At 55.7% G+C, this 21,050-nt stretch carries 19 protein-coding genes and 1 tRNA gene; 10 read left to right on the top strand and 10 right to left on the bottom strand.

The features are described from left to right. Nucleotides 1-273 precede the first annotated feature (273 nt). Both msrQ and msrP read right to left on the bottom strand, forming a co-directional pair. On the bottom strand, nt 274-888 hold the full coding sequence (msrQ, locus tag ACR0BF_RS19225; protein WP_480607483.1) for a protein-methionine-sulfoxide reductase heme-binding subunit MsrQ: 615 nt from the start codon (nt 886-888) through the stop codon (nt 274-276). 4 nt (nt 889-892) lie between these two features. Further along, nucleotides 893-1,795 (bottom strand): protein-methionine-sulfoxide reductase catalytic subunit MsrP, encoded by a 903-nt coding sequence (msrP, locus tag ACR0BF_RS19220; RefSeq protein ID WP_480607486.1) that lies wholly within the window; start codon nt 1,793-1,795, stop codon nt 893-895. A 378-nt stretch (nt 1,796-2,173) separates the two neighbouring features. Here msrP and ACR0BF_RS19215 point away from each other — a divergent pair, with 378 nt between their 5' ends. Together ACR0BF_RS19215 and ACR0BF_RS19210 are read left to right on the top strand one after the other, a co-directional pair. Beyond that, nucleotides 2,174-2,989 (top strand): cyclase family protein, encoded by an 816-nt coding sequence (locus ACR0BF_RS19215; protein WP_480555930.1) that lies wholly within the window; start codon nt 2,174-2,176, stop codon nt 2,987-2,989. Between the two features lie 97 nt (nt 2,990-3,086). Further along, the gene (locus tag ACR0BF_RS19210; protein WP_480607480.1) at nt 3,087-3,710 is read left to right on the top strand and encodes a class I SAM-dependent methyltransferase; all 624 of its coding nucleotides are present in this window, start codon (nt 3,087-3,089) and stop codon (nt 3,708-3,710) included. A 52-nt stretch (nt 3,711-3,762) separates the two neighbouring features. Here the strand turns inward: ACR0BF_RS19210 and clpB are convergent, their stop codons facing one another. Then, complete coding sequence (clpB, locus tag ACR0BF_RS19205; protein WP_480521172.1) at nt 3,763-6,381, bottom strand: ATP-dependent chaperone ClpB; 2,619 nt, start codon at nt 6,379-6,381, stop codon at nt 3,763-3,765. A 125-nt stretch (nt 6,382-6,506) separates the two neighbouring features. Continuing rightward, the gene (locus tag ACR0BF_RS19200; protein ID WP_480521174.1) at nt 6,507-6,824 is read right to left on the bottom strand and encodes a hypothetical protein; all 318 of its coding nucleotides are present in this window, start codon (nt 6,822-6,824) and stop codon (nt 6,507-6,509) included. Between the two features lie 139 nt (nt 6,825-6,963). Here ACR0BF_RS19200 and pyrF point away from each other — a divergent pair, with 139 nt between their 5' ends. Both pyrF and ACR0BF_RS19190 read left to right on the top strand, forming a co-directional pair. Beyond that, entirely contained in the window at nt 6,964-7,668 is a 705-nt protein-coding gene (gene pyrF / locus ACR0BF_RS19195; RefSeq protein WP_480625578.1) for an orotidine-5'-phosphate decarboxylase, read from the top strand. A gap of 350 nt (nt 7,669-8,018) precedes the next feature. Next, nucleotides 8,019-9,272: a DNA polymerase IV gene (locus tag ACR0BF_RS19190; protein ID WP_480625577.1), complete on the top strand. Its 1,254-nt coding sequence runs from the start codon at nt 8,019-8,021 to the stop codon at nt 9,270-9,272. A gap of 2 nt (nt 9,273-9,274) precedes the next feature. On the opposite strand, the gene ACR0BF_RS19185 is transcribed toward ACR0BF_RS19190, so the two are convergent. Continuing rightward, a complete protein-coding gene (locus ACR0BF_RS19185; protein ID WP_480625576.1) occupies nt 9,275-10,135 on the bottom strand; it encodes an N-formylglutamate amidohydrolase in 861 nt (286 codons plus the stop codon). Nucleotides 10,136-10,283: 148 nt separating this feature from the next. On the opposite strand from ACR0BF_RS19185, the gene ACR0BF_RS19180 reads away from it, so the two are divergent. From ACR0BF_RS19180 to ACR0BF_RS19160, 5 genes are all read left to right on the top strand, one after another. Next, nucleotides 10,284-10,358: transfer RNA gene (locus ACR0BF_RS19180), tRNA-Val, on the top strand. Nucleotides 10,359-10,448: 90 nt separating this feature from the next. Next, complete coding sequence (ykgO, locus tag ACR0BF_RS19175; RefSeq protein ID WP_085868787.1) at nt 10,449-10,574, top strand: type B 50S ribosomal protein L36; 126 nt, start codon at nt 10,449-10,451, stop codon at nt 10,572-10,574. A gap of 225 nt (nt 10,575-10,799) precedes the next feature. Further along, nucleotides 10,800-11,816, top strand: a complete 1,017-nt coding sequence (locus tag ACR0BF_RS19170) for a Fe(3+) ABC transporter substrate-binding protein (RefSeq protein ID WP_480625575.1) — start codon at nt 10,800-10,802, stop codon at nt 11,814-11,816. Nucleotides 11,817-11,933: 117 nt separating this feature from the next. Beyond that, nucleotides 11,934-12,488: a helix-turn-helix domain-containing protein gene (locus ACR0BF_RS19165; RefSeq protein ID WP_480521181.1), complete on the top strand. Its 555-nt coding sequence runs from the start codon at nt 11,934-11,936 to the stop codon at nt 12,486-12,488. Then, complete coding sequence (locus ACR0BF_RS19160) at nt 12,485-13,006, top strand: N-acetyltransferase family protein (protein WP_480521183.1); 522 nt, start codon at nt 12,485-12,487, stop codon at nt 13,004-13,006. The genes ACR0BF_RS19165 and ACR0BF_RS19160 overlap by 4 nt, the downstream gene beginning before the upstream one ends. 16 nt (nt 13,007-13,022) lie before the next feature. On the opposite strand, the gene ACR0BF_RS19155 is transcribed toward ACR0BF_RS19160, so the two are convergent. Then, a complete protein-coding gene (locus ACR0BF_RS19155) occupies nt 13,023-13,823 on the bottom strand; it encodes a phenylalanine 4-monooxygenase (RefSeq protein ID WP_480625574.1) in 801 nt (266 codons plus the stop codon). 119 nt (nt 13,824-13,942) lie between these two features. Between ACR0BF_RS19155 and ACR0BF_RS19150 the strand changes: the two genes are divergently transcribed. Further along, nucleotides 13,943-14,401, top strand: a complete 459-nt coding sequence (locus ACR0BF_RS19150) for an Lrp/AsnC family transcriptional regulator (RefSeq protein ID WP_480474860.1) — start codon at nt 13,943-13,945, stop codon at nt 14,399-14,401. A 151-nt stretch (nt 14,402-14,552) separates the two neighbouring features. Here the strand turns inward: ACR0BF_RS19150 and ACR0BF_RS19145 are convergent, their stop codons facing one another. The 4 genes from ACR0BF_RS19145 to ACR0BF_RS19130 form a co-directional block, all read right to left on the bottom strand. After that, a complete protein-coding gene (locus ACR0BF_RS19145) occupies nt 14,553-17,345 on the bottom strand; it encodes a bifunctional aconitate hydratase 2/2-methylisocitrate dehydratase (protein ID WP_480625573.1) in 2,793 nt (930 codons plus the stop codon). 979 nt (nt 17,346-18,324) lie between these two features. Beyond that, a complete protein-coding gene (locus tag ACR0BF_RS19140; RefSeq protein WP_480625572.1) occupies nt 18,325-18,996 on the bottom strand; it encodes an adenylate/guanylate cyclase domain-containing protein in 672 nt (223 codons plus the stop codon). A gap of 72 nt (nt 18,997-19,068) precedes the next feature. Continuing rightward, nucleotides 19,069-20,538, bottom strand: coding sequence for a flavin-containing monooxygenase (locus ACR0BF_RS19135; protein WP_480625571.1), 1,470 nt, complete (start codon nt 20,536-20,538; stop codon nt 19,069-19,071). Continuing rightward, a complete protein-coding gene (locus tag ACR0BF_RS19130) occupies nt 20,535-20,774 on the bottom strand; it encodes a hypothetical protein (protein WP_480607462.1) in 240 nt (79 codons plus the stop codon). The genes ACR0BF_RS19135 and ACR0BF_RS19130 overlap by 4 nt, the downstream gene beginning before the upstream one ends. Nucleotides 20,775-21,050: the final 276 nt, after the last annotated feature.

Below are 21,050 nucleotides of genomic sequence, written 5' to 3'. Positions count from 1 at the left end.
CACCGTCTCTCCGGTGCGTCTCAACCGTCTTTCCAGTCCGTCAGGCCAACCTCAGCTGCGCCGGTGAAGGGGTATTTACGGATTAGAATCCCTACCCGCAAGCGGAAAATGCACAAAAACTATAGAAAATGCAGATGTCAAAATTAATTATTTATTTTCAAATTGTTAGCTGATCAATATCAAGCGGAGGCGCGCCAAAATCGTCGGAAACACAGACGGGGTTCCGCACTTTATCACCTTGTTCATAATGTAACTCACAGACTCGCTTCCGAGTCAGGCAGAATCTGCTGTGTTGGACTGGAGTGACAGGCTTGGAATCGGCAACCGGAGGGTAAGAAGGATGACGATAGCTGCCAAATAGATCAGCGGCTCGATCTGAAACCCTTTTGCCAGCATCACATAATGCAGGCCGCCCAGCAAAGCGGCCGGGTACACCAGCCAATGCAGCCTGCGCCAACACGGCCCCAGTTGGCGCACCGACCAGTTGTTGGATGTTACCGTCAGAGGCAACAGCAAAAGAAACGCCCCCATTCCAACTGTAATATAAGGACGCTTGAGAATATCCGCCCAAATCTGGCTGGGAAGCTGTACGTCCAGAACCAGCCAGACAAGGAGATGCAGGCTGACATATACAAAAGTCAGCACGCCAATGGCCCGACGGAACTTCATCAGGTTCAAGCCCACAAATCGGCGCAAGGATGTGATGGCCAGACCGGCAATCAGCAATTGTAACGCCAGTTCGCCATAGCGGTGCTCCAGCGCCTCAATCGGTTCGATCCCCAAACCGCCAGTCAGGCCAAGATAGAACAGCCAGGGCGCAGGCAGCACCCCCATCAAATAAACAGCCCATACCGGAATACGCCGGAGTGTCTGATTGATAGCTTGCATGATTCTAGTAATTCCTGGCCAGATCCATACCTTCATAAAGGCTGGCGACCTCTTCTTCATAACCGTTGAACATCAGCGTCGGTTTACGCGAGGCAAACAAGCCGCCGCCGATTTCACGTTCTGAGGCTTGTGACCAGCGCGGATGATCCACGTTCGGGTTTACATTGCTATAAAACCCGTATTCTCGCGAATTGGCCATATTCCAACTGGTGGGCGGCTCTTCTTCAGCAAGCGTGATACGGACAATCGACTTGATCGATTTAAACCCGTATTTCCACGGCACGACCAGACGCAAAGGCGCGCCGTTCTGATTTGGGATCGGCTTGTTATAGATACCAGTGGCCATGATCGTAAGCGGATGCATCGCCTCATCCAGGCGCAAACCCTCGCGATAGGGCCATTCCAGAATTGGATAGCGTGTTCCCGGCATCTCATCCGGGCGGTGGGCCGTTTCGAACGCCACGTATTTCGCGCCCTCTTTAATCCCTGCCATGTTCAGAAGATCGGCCAATTCGAACCCGTTCCATGGAATGACCATCGACCAGGCTTCAACGCAACGGAAGCGATAGATGCGTTCTTCGATCGTCATCTCGGACAGGATGTCCTTGAAATCATACTCACCGGGACGATCGACCAGACCGTCAATCTTGACGCTCCAGGGTTCGGTCACCAGCGTATGTGCATATTTCGCCGGATCATCTTTTCCGGTCCCGAACTCATAGTAGTTGTTGTAACTCGTGATCTCTTCCCACGTGTTCGGCTCCAGCGCATCCTGCGCCGCAGCTGGTCGACCCATTGCCGCCAAACCAACACCCGCCATCCCGGCCATGACCTGCCGCCGGTTCAGGAACGCCGCCCGTGGGGTGACGTAGGCATGTGTCAATGTATTGGTCCAGCGATGCGCCATCTGGGTCTCCGTCATATTCGTTTGTCATTACAGATTTAGGGTGCTGATAGCACAGACCCATGGAAACAGGCGTCACGTTTGAGCGACGTGATTGTAACGTTCCGGTTGGCGACAGGCCCAGACAGGCGGACTGTGCCGCGCTTTGCCCGTTTTTGACGGTCGTCACGACCTGAGCCAACTCGCGGTGCTCGAACATTACGCCGGGCATATACGTTTTACTCAGAGCTGGCTCTGAAAGGAGAGTTACAGCCGGGTAGCCTGCCTGCAGTCTTTACAACTGCGGGTCCAAAACTGCACTCTGTCCGACAGGCACCATACGCGATCAACAGTGTGGCGGGCCTGTTTTTGCAGCCGCGTGGCCGCAATGGGAGGACAAAAATGTGTGATATCTGTGTAATGAACGCCGTAAAAGACAGGATGCTGTCCCGGCGCGGGTTCTTCAAAGCTGCTGCGGCATCGGGTGTTGCGGCTGCCGCAACCGGAGCAATGGCACCGGCCGCACTGGCCGCGGGGCATGGCGGTGTCCAAGACATGACCCACACGCTCAGCCCGGAGTTCCCGACCTGGGGCGGAGAGCCGGGCATCTCGGCTGAACAGGCATTCAATTTCGCGGAACACGGATTCAATCTGTTCAATTTGTCGATTAATGAGCATACGGGCACGCATATAGATGCCCCACTGCACTTTTCTGCGGATGGAGCTTCAGTCGATGAAATCCCGGTCTCAGATCTGGTTGCACCACTTTGCGTGGTCGATATCGCAGCCCGCGCAGCAGAAGACGCCGATACGCGTTTAACCCCTGATGACCTGAAAGCCTGGATAGCCACCAACGGTGACATCCCCGACGGGGCCTGCGTCGCCATGCACTCGGGATGGGCAGGCAAAACCGCTACGGATAAGTTCCGCAATTTCGACGGCGAAGCGCAGCATTACCCAGGCTTTCACGTTGAAGCTGCGCAGATGCTGATGGAGGAAACCGGGGCGCGGTCAATTGCCGTTGACACCTTGTCACTGGATCACGGCATGTCTGCGGATTTCGCCACCCATTATGCCTGGTTGCCTTCTGGCCGGTTCGGGATCGAATGCCTGGCCAATCTGGACCGGGTACCCGCGACGGGCGCGACACTTGTTATTGGCGCACCGAAACACGCTGGCGGCACCGGAGGTCCGGCGCGGATACTTGCGCTGATCTGACCTAACTGACGTACGGCGAAACTGGCCCGCTTTCTTCAGTGGGCCAGTTTCCTTCTGCGCATTCCATGAGTGGTAGGCACTGAGAGAAAGCCAGCCAATGGGCAAGACCAAATCTGATACCACACGGCGCTATGATACCGCTGCACCAAAATGGCGGGATAAGATGCGTGCTCTTGGTTATTACGATGCGTATCTTGGTTTTCTGTCAGCAAGTCAGCTCGCGCCAGAGCATAACAATCGGGTTGTTGATATCGGTGCCGGAACCGCCTCGTTTGCAGAAGCCTGGGTCGCTGTTCATGGGTCACCCGTCGAAGTAACCCTTCTCGAACCCAGTCAAGCCATGTTGAAACAGGGTCAAAGCGCGTTACAGGCGCGGGGTGTCGAGCCAAGACTTGTGCAGGGCTTTTTAGGGTCTGTCGTTCTGGAACCCGCTGATGTGGCACTGGCTGCGCATGTCATCGAACATTGCCCCGATCCGTTGCGCGCACTTGAGCAGATTCACGATTTGATGCGCCCTAGTGGTCGTTTGTATCTGGTGGTGTCAAAGCCGCATTGGTGCAATGCAATCATCTGGCTGCAATGGCGCCATCGCACATTCGGCAGAGAAGAAATTCTGGGACTATTGCACAAAGCTGGCTTCGAATGCGAAGGTGAGCACTCATTTCCCGCAGGCCCACCATCCCGGACAAGCCGGGGAATTTTGGCGCGTCGGAGAACGTAGATTCAGACAAAAAAGACCCGCCAATACAGCGGGTCTTCCGTTTGTGCCTAAGTCAATGCACCACTGCATCATCCGGGCGGGGCCGTTCCGACGTCCCTAACCGGTCACCGATGATCAAGCCATCAGCCCCGGCGGTGACCGGAACGACCTCACCATCCTTGATATCACCAGCCAGCAGCGCTTCGGCCAGCGGGTTCTGCAGGGCGCGCTGAATCACGCGTTTCAGCGGGCGGGCTCCGAAGACAGGGTCATAGCCTTCGTTGGCCAGCCATTCCTTGGCGCCATCGTCCAGGGCCAGCTCGATCTTGCGGGCCGCCAGGCGTTTTTGCAGACGCGCCATCTGGATATCGACGATGCCATCCATATCGGCCCGCTTGAGCCGGTCAAAGATGATTGTTTCGTCCAGACGGTTCAGGAACTCGGGCCGGAAATGTGCCCGCACCGCATCCATCACGTCACGGCGGGCCTGCGCGCTGTCCGCGCCATCGGGCAACTGGCTGAGCGCCTGAGAGCCGAGGTTCGACGTCAGAATGATCAGCGTCTGCTTGAAGTCCACGGTGCGGCCCTGACCATCGGTCAGCACACCGTCATCCAGAACCTGCAACAGCACGTTGAACACATCCGGGTGGGCCTTTTCGACCTCGTCAAACAGCACGACCTGATAGGGCCTGCGCCGCACGGCTTCGGTCAGCACACCGCCTTCGTCATAACCGACATAGCCCGGAGGGGCACCGATCAGACGGGCAACCGCGTGTTTCTCCATAAACTCGGACATGTCGATGCGCACCATCGCGTTGTCGTCGTCGAACAGGAAGTTCGCCACGGCCTTGGTCAGCTCGGTCTTACCCACGCCGGTCGGTCCGAGGAACAGGAACGATCCCAGTGGGCGGCCTTCGTCATTCAGACCCGCTCGCGCACGGCGCACGGCGTTGGCGACAGCAGTCACCGCTGCATCCTGACCAATCACGCGGGAATGCAGAGCGTCTTCCATCCGCAACAGCTTCTCGCGCTCACCTTCCAGCATTTTCGAGGTCGGGATACCGGTCCAGCGTTCCACGACAGAAGCAATCTGTTCAGGGCGCACCGTTTCCTCGGCCATCATACCATTGCTTTCGGCGTTCTCGGCCTCGGTCAGCTTTTTCTCAAGCTCGGGGATGACGCCATAGGACAGTTCCCCCGCTTTGGCGAGGTTGCCTTCACGCTTGGCGATCTCAAGATCAGCGCGCGCCTTGTCGAGCTGTTCCTTCAGGTCACGGGCACCCGCCAGCTTGTCGCGTTCGGCCTGCCATTGCGCTGTCATCTCGGCGGATCGTTCCTGCAAATCGGCCAGGTCCTTTTGCAAGGTTTCTAGACGATCTTTCGAGGCCGCGTCATCTTCAAGCTTCAGTGCCTCTTCCTCGATCTGCATCTGGAGGATGTTCCGGTCGAGTTGATCGAGTTCTTCGGGCTTGCTGTCGACCTCCATCCGCAAACGCGATGCGGCCTCGTCGACAAGGTCGATCGCTTTGTCGGGCAGAAAGCGGTCAGTGATATAGCGGTGCGACAGGGTCGCCGCTGAAACAAGCGCTGAATCCGAGATGCGCACACCGTGGTGCAGTTCGTACTTTTCCTTGATGCCGCGCAGGATGCTGATCGTATCTTCGACCGTCGGCTCCTGTACCATTACAGGCTGGAACCGGCGCGCAAGGGCTGCGTCTTTTTCCACGTATTTGCGGTACTCGTCCAGCGTGGTCGCACCGATACAATGCAGCTCGCCGCGGGCAAGCGCAGGCTTGATCAGGTTGGCCGCATCCATTGCACCATCAGATTTCCCGGCACCGACCAGCGTATGCATTTCGTCGATGAACAGGATGATTTCACCCGCAGCTTCAGTCACCTCGGTCAGAACGGCCTTGAGGCGTTCTTCGAACTCACCGCGGTATTTCGCGCCAGCAATCAGAGCACCCATGTCAAGCGCCAGCAGCTTCTTGTCCTTCAACGATTCCGGCACGTCTCCGTTGATGATACGCAGGGCCATGCCCTCGGCAATCGCGGTCTTACCGACGCCAGGTTCACCAATCAGAACTGGGTTGTTCTTGGTGCGACGCGACAGAACCTGCATCGAGCGGCGGATTTCTTCATCCCGACCGATGATCGGATCAATTTTGCCTTCGGCTGCAGCCTCGGTCAGGTCACGCGCGTACTTCTTGAGCGCGTCATAGCCTTCTTCCGCCGACGCGCTGTCAGCGGTGCGACCCTTGCGGATGTCGTTAATCGCTTCGTTCAGTTTTTGCGCTGATACGGCTCCGGCGTCCAATGCATCCTTGGCCTTGGACTTCACCATGCACAGCGCCATCAGAACACGTTCAACCGGCACGAAACTGTCGCCTGCCTTTGAGGCTATCTTTGCGGCCTCGTCCAGGACTTTGACAGTCTGGCCATCCATGTAAATCTGGCTCGCGTCACCGCTGACCTTGGGGATTTTCCCCATCGCAGTGTCCAGCGCCTCAACCACGCGGCTCGGCGCGCCGCCCGCGCGTGTGATCAGGTTGCTGGCCAACCCCTGATCGTCATCCATCAGTGCTTTGAGTATATGCGTGGGCTCCAGCCTCTGGTGCCCCTCGCGCAGCGCAATGGTCTGCGCAGCCTGCACGAATCCCCGTGCCCGCTCGGTGAACTTGTTCAAGTCCATGATATTCTCCTTTTCCAAGCGCCCCGTTTTGACATGCCCGCCTGGCAGCACACATCGGTCGAAGCCTCACATTCAATCTGGGAAATATCTTTGGTGGTTCAAGAGGCTAAAACACAGAAATCGACCTATTCACGCTGGATGGTATAGACTGTATAACCACCAGTCTCGGCGACCTGAACGGCACCCAGATCATTCACCAAAGTTTGGGCTGCCGCACTTCCCGTCGGGCAAGAGACCAGATCTGCGGTATGGTCCAGGAAATTGCCGGTAAACGCCGTTTCACCAGTAAGTTGACACCAATCACCCTCAGACCTGTAACCACCAACCAAACGCAAATCGTCATTGGTCGGCACTGGTGCAGCCCCTGTGTCCGGTGTTTCGGGTGGCGTGTCATTACACGCGGCCAGTGCAATCAACGCGCCCAGCAGAACCAGCTTATTCATTTTTTACCCCTTATTTTGAATTCAAGTTATCAATACAGAGCACGATAACACGAATTGAAGCTGCCTGCGCGGCTTAGCAGATGGACAGAGCGGCCCGAAGCCGCTAGGACGCAGACGTTTGCCAAAAAGGAGCGCCCCCATGTCAGATGACCGCCTGATCGTAGCCCTTGATGTTCCCAACGCTCTGCAAGGGTTGGCCATGGCTGAACGTTTGGGGGACAGCGTTTCTTTCTACAAAATCGGGCTGGGTATGCTGACCGGTGGCGGGTTGGCATTGGCCAACGAGCTGAAACAGGACCACGGCAAGCGCATCTTCCTGGACATGAAATTGTTCGACATTGGCAATACTGTAGAAAATGCCGTTCGGGGGTTGGCGCAATTCGATCTGGATTTTCTGACCGTGCATGGTGACCCTTATGTGGTGCGCGCTGCCAAAGAAGGTGCTGCGGGTAAAGACCTGAAGATCCTCGCCGTGACCATCCTGACCTCGCTGAACCGCGACGATTTGGACGCAAGTCTTCTGAAATCCGGCGATGTGCAGGACTTGGTTGTCGAACGCGCGGCCAAAGCCTTTGAAGCCGGAGCTGATGGCGTTATCGCCAGCCCGCAGGAAGCCGCCCTGATCCGTGCTCTGCCACAGGCTGAAGGGCGTCTGATTGTAACCCCTGGTGTGCGCCCGGCTGGCGCAGCGCTTGGTGATCAGAAACGTGTAGCCACCCCGGCAAGCGCCATTCAGGATGGCGCAGATCACATCGTTGTTGGCCGCCCGATTTATCAGGCAAAAGACCCAAAGGCCGCTGCTGAGGCCGTTCTTTCCGAACTAAATTCTCTCAAGGTGTGCTAAGACCACCTGGTCATTTCAGGTGGGTTTTGCGTTGGATTTTCCGCGCAACAAGTTGACCTAAGGTCACTTTTTGACGAAACCGCGCCAAATCGTCTCTGTGCCAGAAAACACACATTCAAAACCCGAGTTTTCTCGGCACAACCTTCATCCTATCGAAACTAATGATTTTCAGGGATTCTGAAGGGGAAATACTCCCCTACGAACCGCTTCTTCCTGAGGTTCGTTACTTCCCCCCGCGATGTGCGGGGGGTCTTCTTTTCAAATCATCCCATGCCAGCAGGGCCTTTGATCCAGGATCACAGGTGATATAAAGAACTTCCAAGCCAACTGCGGAACGCATGAGGACGCAGATGCCCGGTCTTTGCCGAGATTGCCTGACCACATTGTCAAACGAACAACGCTGTACTGCCTGTGGCAGTCCGCGGGTAAAGACTCACTCGGAACTGTTTGACCTGTCGATTGCCCATATGGATTGTGACGCCTTCTATGCCTCGGTGGAGAAACGTGACAACCCTGAACTGGCGGACAAACCGGTCATAATTGGCGGCGGCAAGCGCGGCGTTGTGTCAACTGCCTGCTACGTTGCCCGTATTCGCGGTGTCCGGTCGGCCATGCCCATGTTCAAGGCGTTGCAACTCTGCCCCGAAGCCGTCGTGATCAAGCCGCGCATGTCCGTCTACGCCCAGGTGTCGCGCGACATCCGCGCCATGATGGATGAATTGACACCCGTGGTCGAACCCCTGTCGCTGGACGAAGCCTTCATGGACCTGTCGGGAACCGAACGTTTGCATGGCGCGCCTCCGGCCGTCATGCTGGCGCGTCTGGTCAAGCGCATGAAGGATGAAATCGGTGTCACCGGCTCCATCGGGTTAAGTCACAACAAGTTTTTGGCCAAGGTCGCATCGGACCTCGACAAACCGCGCGGGTTTTCAGTCATCGGCAAGGCGGAAACGGCAGAGTTTCTGAACGACAAACCCGTGCGGTTGATCTGGGGTATTGGCCCGGCTGCGCAGGAAGCGCTGGACCAGGCCGGGATCAGAACTTTCAGTGATTTGCTGCGTTGGGATCAGGAGGCACTTACCGCACGGTTCGGTTCAATGGGATATCGCCTGTGGCACTTGGCCCGGGGTCAGGACAAGCGACGCTTATCAGCGCATGAGCCGATGAAATCCATCAGCAACGAGACGACATTTTTCGAAGACACGTCGAGCCTTGATATTCTGGACGGCCATTTGTGGCGCATGGCCTTGAAAGTGTCGGACCGCGCCAAGGCAAAGGATCTGGCAGGCCGGGTTGTCACGTTGAAACTGAAGAAAGCCAATCACAAGATCCTGACGCGGCGCGTGTCCTTGCGGGATGCGACACAGATTGCCGACCGGATTTACCGCACGGCCCGGGGCCTGTTCGATCAGGTTGGCGATCAGGGGCCGTATCGGTTGTTGGGCTGTGGTTTGTCTGACCTTTGCCCGGCGGATCAGGCGGATATTTCCGGCGACCTGCTGGATCCGGATGCTGCCCGAAGATCAAAGGCCGAACGGGCCACGGACGAGATTCGCCAGCGGTTCGGGGCCGAAGCAATCATGAAGGGCCGTGCGCTGCGCTGATATTATTCCGCCGCCAGACGCTCTGGGCTCGCACCCAGGCTGGAAATCTCCCGAACCACCTGCCTGAGCAGCCTCGAGAACGCCATGAAATTGGCATTGGGCGCGATTTTTTCTTCGTCCATGTATAAAGCGCGATCGATCTCGATCTGAACGGCGTGCTGCTGGCGACCGGGACGACCATAGGTTTGTGTCACATATGCCCCGGCAAAAGGCGCATTGCGCGCCACGTTGAGACCCGCTGCCGCAAAAGCCGCTTCAATGAGGTCCACAACCTCAGAGGAAGCGGACGCGCCAAACCGGTCGCCCAACACGATCTCGGGCCGCCTTCCGCGCGCAGTGCCTGCCATGGCCACCGCCTCGTGCGGCATCGAGTGGCAGTCCACCAGAATTGCCTGTCCGAACATCTCGTGTGATTCGGCCAGCAGGGATTTCAACCGCGCATGATAAGGGCGCCAATAAGTGTCGATGCGCAGCCGCGCTTCGTCCATGGTGAGTTTGCCGCGATAAATTGCCCGACCGTTGGCTACCACGCGGGGAATCACCCCGAGCCCTGACGCGACCCTTGGATTATGCCCGAGCCTGCGGGCACCGCTGATCAAGGCCGGGTCAAGTTCATCCAGACTGCGGTTCAAATCCAGATAGGCGCGTGGCATGGCCGCCTTGATCAAAGGGGCACCGTTTTCCGCGGCGGGCGCGAACAACTGATCAACAAAGGCGTCTTCTGAGGATCGAATCACGCTCCGGTTCAATACGGACCGGTTCAGAAAAGCCTCAGGATACTCCCGCCCGCTATGAGGCGATGAAAAAACCACGCACGAGGTGCGGTTTTCGGGTATATCCAATACATAGGCTGCGCTTTGCATGATCCCTCCGTGCTCGTAATCAACATAGACCGGAAAAATTGTTCTTCCAAACCCCTTGAACCCATTTGCGACTCCTTTTATAGACCCGCTACCGGCGCGGGGATCCGCGCCCCATTTCGTTATGGGGCAAGGCACGCAAAGGGAAAGTGGGCGGTTAGCTCAGCGGTAGAGCACTTCGTTGACATCGAAGGGGTCACAAGTTCGATCCTTGTACCGCCCACCATGATTTCACTGTTCCGGTTCTCCGGGACACCCGAGTAACCCAGGCGCTGGCCACGTCCTTGATGAAGGCGCCGCAGATTGGAGACAGACCATGAAGGTCAGGAACTCGCTCCGCTCGCTCAAGAACCGGCACCGTGACTGCCGGATTGTGCGTCGCAAAGGCCGCGTCTACGTGATCAACAAGACGCAGCGCAAGTTCAAAGCGCGTCAGGGCTAAGAACTGCACATCACTGCTTAAAGAAACCGCACCTTCGGGTGCGGTTTTTTTGTTCCTCGATACACTGGTCGAAGGTTTGGTTGTTTTCAGGAAATTCGACAGTACGGTCGCGACCTTTTGACCGAGTAAATCAGTCGGATTTACTTGCATCCCGCCCAGAATCATATAATTGAGAAAATCAGTCGGATTAATGACCGGCCCGAAATTCAATTGTTGAGGCACACTATGCTGAAATCCACGACCTGCCTGGCCGCCGCGCTGTCGGCTCTGATCGCAACATCTGCCGCCGCCGAAGGCGAGCTGAACCTTTATTCGTCGCGCCACTATGACACCGACGAACGGCTGTATACCGACTTTGAAGACGCAACTGGCATCAAGATTAACAGGATCGAAGGCAAAGCGGATGAACTGATTGCCCGGATGGAAGCGGAAGGCGCAAACTCACCTGCCGACGTGATGCTGACCGTGGACACGTCGCGCCTGGCACGAGCCAAGAACGCAGGTATCCTGCAATCGATCGACAGCGCAAAACTGGAAGAGAGCATTCCAGCCAACCTGCAGGACAGCGACAATCAGTGGTTTGGTTTCTCGCAACGCGGTCGGATCATCTTTTTCGACAAGGAAAACGTGACCAACCCGCCGGCCACCTACGCTGATCTGGCCAAACCGGAATACAAGGGAATGGTTTGTATCCGGTCTTCGACCAACACCTACAACCAGACCCTGCTGGCGTCGATCATCACACACGAAGGCACTGAGGCCGCCAAGTCCTGGGCCGAGGGTGTTGTCGCCAACATGGCGCGTGACCCGCAGGGCGGTGACACCGACCAGTTGCGCGGCATCGTTTCGGGCGAGTGTGAAATCGCGGTTTCGAACACCTACTATTTCGCGCGTTCCATTCGCACAGACGTCAAAGGCTTGTCCTCAGACCGCGACATGATCGACTGGGTCTTCCCGAACCAGGACAGCTATGGCGCGCATATGAATCTATCCGGTGGTGGGGTCGCCGCGCACGCACCCAACAAGGAAAACGCGATCCTTTTCCTTGAGTATCTGGCCAGCGATCAGGCGCAGAAATACTTCTCGGCGGGCAATGACGAGTTCCCGGCTGTTCCAAATGTCGAACTGGCCGAGTCGGTCAAGGCGCTGGGTGAATTCAAGGCCGACGACGTGAACCTTTCAGACGTTGCAAAGAACATCCCCGAAGCGCAGAAGATCTTTAACGAAGTTGGCTGGAAGTAATCTTTCTTAGCGCTGACTTATTGAAAAGGATGCGGATTGTTCGCATCCTTTTTCGTTGATATGTGATATTTGTTAGTGTACTTTCTCATATATGAGAAATTTTTTCACGATGGTGTAATGCCTGACACCCTGTCAAACCGCCTTGCCAATCGCCTGAGCGAGCTGCGCCGCGGGCGCGGTTGGTCTTTGGATTACCTTGCCGAACGCAGCAGGATCAGCCGCGCCACCTTGTCCCGTATGGAAAAAGGGGATGTCAGCCCAACAGCCGACAACCTAGGCCGTCTGTGTGCTGCATACGATCTGCCGATCTCACGCCTGCTGATGATGGTTGAAGACAGCTTTGACCCCAAGGTTCCATTCGAACACCAGACCGAGTGGCGCGACCCTGAAACCGGCTTCACCCGCCGTGCTGTTTCACCACCCGCAAATGGATTGAACGCCGAGGTTCTGGAATGCCACCTTCCCCGGGACAGGGTCATTACCTACGAAGTGCCAACTAAATCGGGGCAAGAGCATCATCTGATCTTAGTGGACGGAGCGCTTACCCTGACGGTCGATGGAACACCCCACGCGCTGAACGCCGGAGATTGCCTGCGCTATCATCTGTCAGGACCGACCCGGTTTGAAACAGGGGCGTCGCGTGGCGCACGTTACCTGCTGGTGCTTATATGATCACGCGCCTGACCGATAACGATTTTGACGCGGCGCTGGACGACCTGGCAGAAATCCTGCATGCCTGTGTTCACGATGGGGCCAGCATAGGTTTCATACTTCCGTTTACCCTGAATGATGCGCGTGCGTACTGGCAACAATACGTACAGCCCGGTCTTAGGTCAGGTAAACTGGACTTGTTCGTTTCGAATGACGGTCCCCGCATTGCAGGCACCGTCCAACTGATCCCGGCGGCAATGCCCAACCAACCCCACCGCGCCGACGTGGCGAAACTTCTGGTCCACCCCAACGCCAGACGGCGGGGGTTAGGCCGATCCCTGATGAATGCGCTTGTTCTTCGGGCGCGAGAGGTGGGGCGCACGGTGCTAGTACTTGATACGCGCAGCACCGACCCCTCGCGGCTGCTTTATCAAAGCCTCGGGTTTCAGATCGCGGGGGAAATACCGAATTACTGCCGGAACCCATTTGAACCAAAATTCGAGCCCACAACCTATATGTACAAAAACCTTGACCCTTGAAAAGACGCAGCCCCCGCTACTCGGCGGCGGTTACCTTTTCGGGAAACTTGTTCGGCAACAGCCCGAGGCGGCGCGCACGACGAACATCTGCCAGCAGGTCCCGTTCGGCGGCCTCAAACAACTCTTCAGGGTCATCCAGAACAAAATACCCCATCTGGTGCATGTCGATCCGGTAGGGTGTTCGCAGAATCGTAAGAACGTCAAATGGGTCACGATCGGGTATGTCGCTGGTCACGGCATAGACCAGTTCTGTCGGCGACGACGCCAACCCTGAACCCAGCGCCTTGATCTGACCGTTCTGGCGGCGCAGGCCAAACTCGATCGAGAACCAGTAGAGCCTGATCAACCAGGCATAATCCGCGTCATCTGCCTGCTTTCCGGCTAGCCCGATGGCGTGGCTGAACGCGGCAAAACGCGGATCACTTAACAACGGTGTATGTCCGAATATCTCATGAAAGATATCCGGCTCTTCTATATAGTCGAAATCTTCCCGGGAGCGGATGAAAGAGGCGGCCGGAAAAACCCGATCCGCCAGCATCCCGAAAAACGTCTTGAATCCGATCAGCGCCGGAACCGGCTGCACCCGCCAACCGGTCAGGTCCAGCAACCGTTTAGAAATATCTGCACAAGAAGGCACTTTTGTCTTCGGTAGGTCCAGCCGCGCCAAACCGCTTAGGTATTCCGGCGCCATATAGCGCCGTACGTTTTCTTCCTGTGCCGCGTAAAGATCAGCCCAGACCGCATTCTCTTCGTCTGTGTAGGTAATGTGGCCATATTCATCCGCGAGTTTGGCGACATATTTGGTCGATTTGGGCATCAGCATCCTCCTGCATGAGATCAGGATACCTCAACTCACATGGAGAATTTGTTTTGATATTCTGCGCATCGTCTGTATTATGAACGAAACGTTCCGAGATATTGCCATTTGCGGGCCAAATGCTTCACCCTGCCGACATTGATATTTTGCGAGAGCTTCAGGCCAGTGGACGCCTGTCTATGCAGGAACTGGCCGACCGGACCGGGTTGTCGGCTTCGCAATGTTGGCGCCGCGTCCGTGACCTTGAATCGTCCGGGGTGGTTTCAGGGTATCGCGCGCAGGTTTCTGCCAAGGCAGTCGGCCTGAATGCCATTGCCTATGTCCACGTCGCGCTGAAGGACCATCAGGAGAACAGCATCTCGGCGTTTCTTCGTCTGGTCGAGACCGAGCCGCAAATCGTCGAGTGCGCCTCGATCACCGGGGATCACGACTTTATCCTGAAGGTTTACGCCAAATCCCCTGAGGATCTTGAGGTCTTCATCATGCAGCGCCTGTTGAAATCAGGGCTGGTCCGCGACACCCGCAGCAACTTTGTGCTTCGCCAGACCAAGACCCGCGGCCCTTTACCCATTCTTTGACAGGGTCCACCAAAACGGAACCTGAGCGGCTCTGTTAGCGGCATAACCCATCCTTTCTAAGACGTGGTGTTGAAGGGCGGGGTGTGTCACTCAGTTGGAAAAGCCCGGCCACCATTTATTGGCGGCCGGGCTTACAAGGATCAAAACGTCTTCAGAAGTGAGCCGATTTCGCGGTCGCGGGCTTTTCCATCGGCGGCGCGAACTTGGTCAAATCGATCCCCTTTACCGCCGACTTGTATTCCTCGGCGGTTGGGGTCCGGCCCAATATAGCCGAGAGCACGACAACCGGTGTCGACGCAAGCAGAGACTCACCCTTTTTCTCATCGGAGTCTTCAACGACACGACCCTGGAAAAGGCGCGTGGATGTCGCCAGAACGGTATCGCCTTTTGCAGCCTTTTCTTGGTTCCCCATGCAAAGGTTACAGCCGGGCCGCTCAAGGTACAGGATATTTTCGTATTCCGTGCGTGCCTTGTTTTTCGGAAACAGATCGTCGAATTCAAAGCCCGAGTATTTCTGAAGAATGCTCCACTCGCCTTCTTCTTTCAGCTCATCGATGATGTTGTAGGTCGGTGCTGCGACAACCAGCGGGGCCTTGAATTCGACAGTGCCCTGTTCCTCTTCAAGGTTCTTAAGCATCTGCGAGACGATAATCAGATCGCCCTTGTGCACCATGCACGACCCGACAAAGCCCAGATCGACCTTCTTTTCACCCTTGTAGTAGGAAACCGGGCGGATAGTGTCGTGGGTGTAACGCTTTGATACGTCAGCGTTGTTCACATCCGGGTCGGCTATCATCGGTTCGTCGATCTCATCCAGATCAACGACGAGCTCGGCAAAATACTTGGCGTTTTCATCGGGTTTCAGGGCCGGCTTTTCACCCGACCTGATCTCCGCGATCCGCGCATTCGCCTTGTCGATCAGACCTTGCAGCGTCTGGGCTTCGTTTTCCATACCCTTGTCGATCATGATCTGGATGCGGCCTTTGGCGATTTCCAGAGATTCAATCAGCGTGTCATCTTCGGAAATACAGATCGAAGCCTTGGCCTTCATCTCGGCCGTCCAGTCGGTGAAGGTGAACGCCTGATCCGCCAGCAAGGTGCCGATATGAACTTCGATGATCCGGCCCTGGAAGACGTTGTCACCGAATGTCTTCAACATCTGCGACTGGGTGGCGTGAACCACGTCGCGGAAATCCATATGGTCTGCCATCTGGCCCTTGAAGGTCACCTTCACCGATTCAGGGATCGGCATCGTGGCTTCACCGGTGGCCAGCGCCAGCGCAACGGTGCCCGAATCCGCTCCAAACGCTACGCCCTTGGACATGCGGGTGTGCGAGTCGCCGCCAATGATGATGGCCCAGTCATCCACGGTGATGTCGTTCAGCACCTTGTGGATTACGTCTGTCATCGAATGGTAAACACCCTTGGGATCACGCGCAGTGATCAGGCCAAAGTTGTTCATGAACTTCATCAGTTTGGGAATGTTCGCCTGCGCCTTTGCGTCCCAAACTGACGCTGTGTGGCACCCGGACTGATATGCGCCATCAACGATGGGCGAGATCACGGTTGCCGCCATGGCTTCCAGCTCCTGCGCGGTCATCAGGCCGGTGGTGTCTTGCGACCCAACGATATTGACCTTAACCCGAGCATCCGAGCCCGCGTGCAGAACCTTTCCGTCAGCCACGCCAACCGCGTTTTTGTTGAAGATCTTCTCGACAGCTGTCAGGCCCTGACCCTCGTGCGAGATTTCCTTGGACGGAGCAAATGCAGATTCCAGCGCAACGCCAAGGGTTTCGGCCGCAAAGGTCTGCAGCTTCTTGCCAAAGACAATAGCGTAAGAGCCGCCAGCCTTGATGAATTCGACCTTTTGCGGCGTGAAGGACGACGATACATCGACAAGCTCTTTATCGCCTGCTTCGTTGTAAAGCTTCTTGTCCTTTGTGTTGATGGTCAGAACGGTTCCGGTCTCGACCGAGTATTTCTGTTCAAGGACAGGACTTTCGTCGTTGTTGAAGATCGGGTTGCCGTCGTCATCCAGCTTTTTGACCCAGTTCTTCAGGTCAATGCCGATACCTCCGGTCACGCCAACGGTGGTCAGAAAGATCGGTGAGATTCCGTTTGTTCCCGCGACAACTGGTGCGATGTTCACAAAGGGAACATAAGGGCTGGCTTGCGTTCCGGTCCACAAGGCGACGTTGTTGACGCCGGACATGCGCGACGACCCGACGCCCATGGTCCCTTTTTCGGCGACCAGCATGACACGTTTGTCCGGGTGTTGTTTCTGCAAATCCTGAATCTCGGCCTGTGCCGCCGGTGTGATCATGCATTTGCCATGCAGTTCCCGATCCGCACGAGAATGCGCCTGATTACCGGGCGACAGAAGGTCGGTGGAAATGTCTCCTTCGGCCGCGACATAGGTCACAACCTTGATTTCCTCTTCGATGTCAGGCAGCCGAGTAAAGAACTCGGCCTTGGCATAGCTTTCCAGAATGTCCTTTGCGATCGCGTTTCCGGCCTCCAAAGCAGACTTGAGGCGCTGGGTATCCGCATCATACAGGAACACCTGCGTTTTCAGCACCTCTGCCGCCTGACTTGCGATCGACGCATCATCGCCCAGCGCCAGATCCAGCAGAACCTCGACCGAGGGGCCGCCTTTCATATGTGACAGCAGCTCGAACGCGAAGGCCTGCGAGATTTCTTCGACCGAGGCTTCACCCAGTATGATCTCTTTCAGGAACCGCGCCTTTTCACCAGCTGCGCTGGTTGTACCCGGCAGCGTGTTATAGATGAAATAGGACAAAGACTCGGCGCGGTGAACGTTGTCCACATCTTTGATTTGTTCAATGACTTCCTGAAGCAGCGCACCGTCTTCAATGGGTTTGGGGTGCAAACCTTGCTCTTTGCGCGTCTCGATCTCGTTCAGGTATTCTGTATATAGGCTCATGACGGTTCCGACCATTTAGCTGGTGCGCTGGCAGGTAATAAACCAGCGCCTTAATTTTGTATGCCGCGGTATACTAAATGCTCACAACTTGCAAGACACTCTCCTGCGACCCTGTGTCCTGATCGAGGATGTATCTGTCGAAATACCTGTCCGTCATGCGTGATTTGTCTGTCGCGGCCAATTGGTATCAGCACACTGGTACCCTAGCCCCCAGTGGCGGAAATCAGTTCCTTGGCCAGTGGCAAGGGTGAGTAACCCAGCCGAGACGGTGTCAATCCCAATCGCAAAATCACCATATCATGAGAGGGGAAGATTCCAATGGACTGTCCATCATGCCCCCGCAACCAGACCGCATCTTCAAAAGGTGGCACATCTCCGGGTGCTTCCAGCCAAAGGTGGCCCTTGGCATATTTGCCATCCGAAGCCGCTTATCGCTGACTCATGCCCTCGGCACACGGCAAACGAACTTTACGATACAAATCCACGGTGAAGATCCTCCCTCCCTCCGTCAAAAGAAAGGGCAAAGCTGGACGACTTATTCGCCGCCCGCAGCAGGGTCATCCCGCCGCTACTGTGGCAGGCTTTCTCACCGCCGTTCTCATGGTCGTCCGCCTCAGTGGAGCTGAACCTGTAGGTCGCTGCCTGTGCTCGCAGGAAGTGATCATATGCTCCTAGCATATACGGGCGCTTGTGGGCAGAACGAGATCGATCTTAACCTGTCTTATGCTTGGTGCAATTGAAGCTACAACGTTCTCAGAAATTTGACCCTGGAGGTCAAAAACATCGTCGCGCTTGCCATCGTATCGATCCGCCCAGACATGCGATCCGGTTTGCGCGCCAATCAGCTTTCCAGTCACACCCAACCGGTTACCAACTCCACAATCAGAACCCTCCAGCACGTAGCGGACACCAAGTTCACGGCCTATACGACGCACATCAACAGAAAGCCCTTTGTAAGAAAAAGAAGAGTTTCGGGCGACTACGAATGTCCAGGGCACTCTGGACAAGCTGGTAATAATGTCTTCGGTAATACCTTCTGCGAAATAGTCCTGCTCTGCGTCAGACGGCAGATTTTCAAACGCAATACGGCCACGGGAGGTTTGTCAGGGCGAGATTGAGCTGCTGGGCGCGTGGTGAAGAATGAAGTCTGAACAGAGTAGGCTGTCACAGTGCGCGCGATATTCTTCAAGTATTGCGATCCTATTTCTGCGAACGCAATATCCACCTTACCTATGACGTCTTCGTATACCCCCATTGAAACGATAATGCCTACGGGAGGAGCCAGACCTTCCAGCCGGGCCGCGATGTTGACGCCGTCACCAAGAACATCACCGTTGTCATCAAAAACATCACCCGCGTGAATTCCCATACGAAATTGAATCTCCGGGATTTGCCCGCGCGCCGCGTTCCGCTCAACTATCTGACGCTGTATCGTTTCCGCACACGCCACCGCATCCACAACCGAGGGAAACTCTGCAAGGAAACCGTCACCAGTTTTTTTGAACAGGCGCCCGCCATTCAAACCGACATGCGGCTCCAGCGCCCTAAAGTGGCCCTTATACGCCTGCAAAGTGGCTTCTTCGTCAGCACTGACAAGCGCGCTATAACCAACAATATCAGCCGCAAGTATGGCTGCCAGGTGTCGTTTCAAACAAAAAATCCTCCCGCGTATCCATTGTAAAGGAATGTCAAAAGGATATCAGGGGCTTCTCGTACAAATCGCTTAGGCTACGTCTCGAAAGTCGGCCGCACGATAAGGCACAATCAGTTCAGAAATCGGCGCCAGAATACCGCGTTTGCGAAGTGGGTCCGCACCCATGTCGAGTAGGAGTTCATCGTGATAGTGGAACATGTGAAGCAGAAGTGTGGCGGAACGTCCCGGTCCTTCTGGCATCCATGATTGTTTCCAGGACTTGAGCGCATCGATATCGCTTTGCATGGCCTCAGCATCCGGTAAGAGCACACGACCTGCAACGACTTCCGCAAGCCATTTGGCCTGAAGCGCGAAGGTCGTCACACTCATGAAGGAGGACGCCCGACCCACGAATGCAAGGTTTGGCACCGAGGGGTGTAGGACATGCCGGTATAAATAGAACCCATCCGGCCCATCATCCAAAGAGTTGAGAATCGACTTCGGTAGATATGGGTAGCCGGTCTTCCAGCCCGTGCCGAAGACGACACAATCGACCTCAAGAGAATCCCCATCCGCAAGGTCGATTCCGTTGGAAGAGAATGCACTCACACCTGTTCGATGTGCAGAAATCTTATCAGATCGGATAAAGTCGATGAGCTCAGGACGTGGAACCATAGTTACTTCCGTAAACGCGTCGAATTCGACAGGCGTCTCAGGCATCAGGGTCTCACCACGTGCGATTTGCGTTCGCAATCGTTGCTGGGTACTGAGCAGCAGTTCTACGATACGCCAGAACAGCCAGGGCAACGGATATCCTATTGAGTGGATAGCGCGCACGATTGGGCTGGGTCTCACATACGGAGGGATCAGGGCTGCAACAAGGCGTGTCAGCATTCCCCATTTGAAAGGAAGAACACCCAGCAATTTGCGCGGAACAGGCCAGTGTGCGGTTCGGAATACGAGGTGAACCTTTTCCGCGACACCCACAGCCGAACCCGCTATATCTGTGGCACTTTTTCCGTAACCGATTACAGCGACACGACGACCTTTGAGTTGCGATATGTCTTTAAATTCGCTGGCGTGAAGGACTTCTCCTCCAAAATCTTCACGTTTGGGAATGTTCGGGACATTTGGTGTCTCTGAATAGAGCCCGGTTGCAACGACAACGAGATCGACTTCAACATCTTCAGATCCTTCGGAGCCACTAACCTCAAGTAACCACCCGTCAGTTTTGCGCTCAATCAAGGTGACGCGGGTGCCTAACCGTAAGCACTCTCGTATTCGGAAATGATCGCAATAATCCTCCAGATACTCTCGAAAGACCGGCCCCGGAGTGAAATGAGACGCTTCTTCGGAAAGCGGAAAATCCGGGAACTCGTACAGGTCCTTTTGCACCTGAACGCCAAAATCGTGGTATCCGTCCGCCCAGACACCGCCAAGGTACGGATTGCGATCAAAAACAGTGCAGTGGATCCCAACCCTCGTCAGGCATTTTGCAGTAGCAAGCCCGGAAACCCCCGCACCAATGATAGCGGCGGTTTTTACCTCCCCTACTTTCATGCCTCAGTTCCCCGTCGCAAAATTCGCGATAAACCCAAGAGAACGACACCCACAAGCCAGAGCGCCAGAACATAGGCACCGAACACAGTCCAAAGCGCCCATACCCACAGGCCTTGCCAAATTGTCTTTGCTTGATTTAACCCGGTCTGACCGAGGCGAGAACGCAAAATGAACAACATATTGAGCAGCCCAATCGCAGCGCCGATTGCTGTTCCAATCCAAAAGAAATCGCCCATAACAGCCCCCCAAGGCGATATCAGGATATCACGAAATCACAGTTTTAGAAAGCAAGGCGACCATTGGCGCTTTTGAAATCACAGACGGCATCGAAGTCGCCGTTGCCGTCATGCCCCTGAGAACTCGTTCAAAATCTTAGCTTGCCCGTTCGTACCAAGATTGTCCCTACAGCCTGTTTCAATGAGCTATTGGAGGAAGCCGCAGCAGCACTTGGTAGCGAGATTGGTGTCAGGAAGATACACGTCGACAAACTTTGCAAAGTCTGCTTTCTGCGC

Source organism: Ruegeria sp. AG7, from assembly GCF_056541545.1.
The sequence above is the reverse complement of the archived record's forward strand: the minus strand, read 5'-3'. Positions and strand labels throughout refer to the sequence as shown.

What these genes read in the sequence shown, in the direction of transcription:
- ACR0BF_RS19170 (WP_480625575.1), top strand. Translation starts at nt 10,800, where the DNA reads ATGCTGAAATCCACGACCTGCCTGGCCGCCGCGCTGTCGGCTCTGATC.
- ACR0BF_RS19150 (WP_480474860.1), top strand. Translation starts at nt 13,943, where the DNA reads ATGCTTCACCCTGCCGACATTGATATTTTGCGAGAGCTTCAGGCCAGT.
- msrQ (WP_480607483.1), bottom strand. Translation starts at nt 888, where the DNA reads ATGCAAGCTATCAATCAGACACTCCGGCGTATTCCGGTATGGGCTGTT.
- ACR0BF_RS19165 (WP_480521181.1), top strand. Translation starts at nt 11,934, where the DNA reads ATGCCTGACACCCTGTCAAACCGCCTTGCCAATCGCCTGAGCGAGCTG.
- ACR0BF_RS19130 (WP_480607462.1), bottom strand. Translation starts at nt 20,774, where the DNA reads ATGGGCGATTTCTTTTGGATTGGAACAGCAATCGGCGCTGCGATTGGG.
- ACR0BF_RS19215 (WP_480555930.1), top strand. Translation starts at nt 2,174, where the DNA reads ATGTGTGATATCTGTGTAATGAACGCCGTAAAAGACAGGATGCTGTCC.
- ACR0BF_RS19160 (WP_480521183.1), top strand. Translation starts at nt 12,485, where the DNA reads ATGATCACGCGCCTGACCGATAACGATTTTGACGCGGCGCTGGACGAC.
- ACR0BF_RS19200 (WP_480521174.1), bottom strand. Translation starts at nt 6,824, where the DNA reads ATGAATAAGCTGGTTCTGCTGGGCGCGTTGATTGCACTGGCCGCGTGT.
- pyrF (WP_480625578.1), top strand. Translation starts at nt 6,964, where the DNA reads ATGTCAGATGACCGCCTGATCGTAGCCCTTGATGTTCCCAACGCTCTG.
- clpB (WP_480521172.1), bottom strand. Translation starts at nt 6,381, where the DNA reads ATGGACTTGAACAAGTTCACCGAGCGGGCACGGGGATTCGTGCAGGCT.
- ykgO (WP_085868787.1), top strand. Translation starts at nt 10,449, where the DNA reads ATGAAGGTCAGGAACTCGCTCCGCTCGCTCAAGAACCGGCACCGTGAC.
- ACR0BF_RS19190 (WP_480625577.1), top strand. Translation starts at nt 8,019, where the DNA reads ATGCCCGGTCTTTGCCGAGATTGCCTGACCACATTGTCAAACGAACAA.
- ACR0BF_RS19155 (WP_480625574.1), bottom strand. Translation starts at nt 13,823, where the DNA reads ATGCCCAAATCGACCAAATATGTCGCCAAACTCGCGGATGAATATGGC.
- ACR0BF_RS19185 (WP_480625576.1), bottom strand. Translation starts at nt 10,135, where the DNA reads ATGCAAAGCGCAGCCTATGTATTGGATATACCCGAAAACCGCACCTCG.
- msrP (WP_480607486.1), bottom strand. Translation starts at nt 1,795, where the DNA reads ATGGCGCATCGCTGGACCAATACATTGACACATGCCTACGTCACCCCA.
- ACR0BF_RS19135 (WP_480625571.1), bottom strand. Translation starts at nt 20,538, where the DNA reads ATGAAAGTAGGGGAGGTAAAAACCGCCGCTATCATTGGTGCGGGGGTT.
- ACR0BF_RS19210 (WP_480607480.1), top strand. Translation starts at nt 3,087, where the DNA reads ATGGGCAAGACCAAATCTGATACCACACGGCGCTATGATACCGCTGCA.
- ACR0BF_RS19145 (WP_480625573.1), bottom strand. Translation starts at nt 17,345, where the DNA reads ATGAGCCTATATACAGAATACCTGAACGAGATCGAGACGCGCAAAGAG.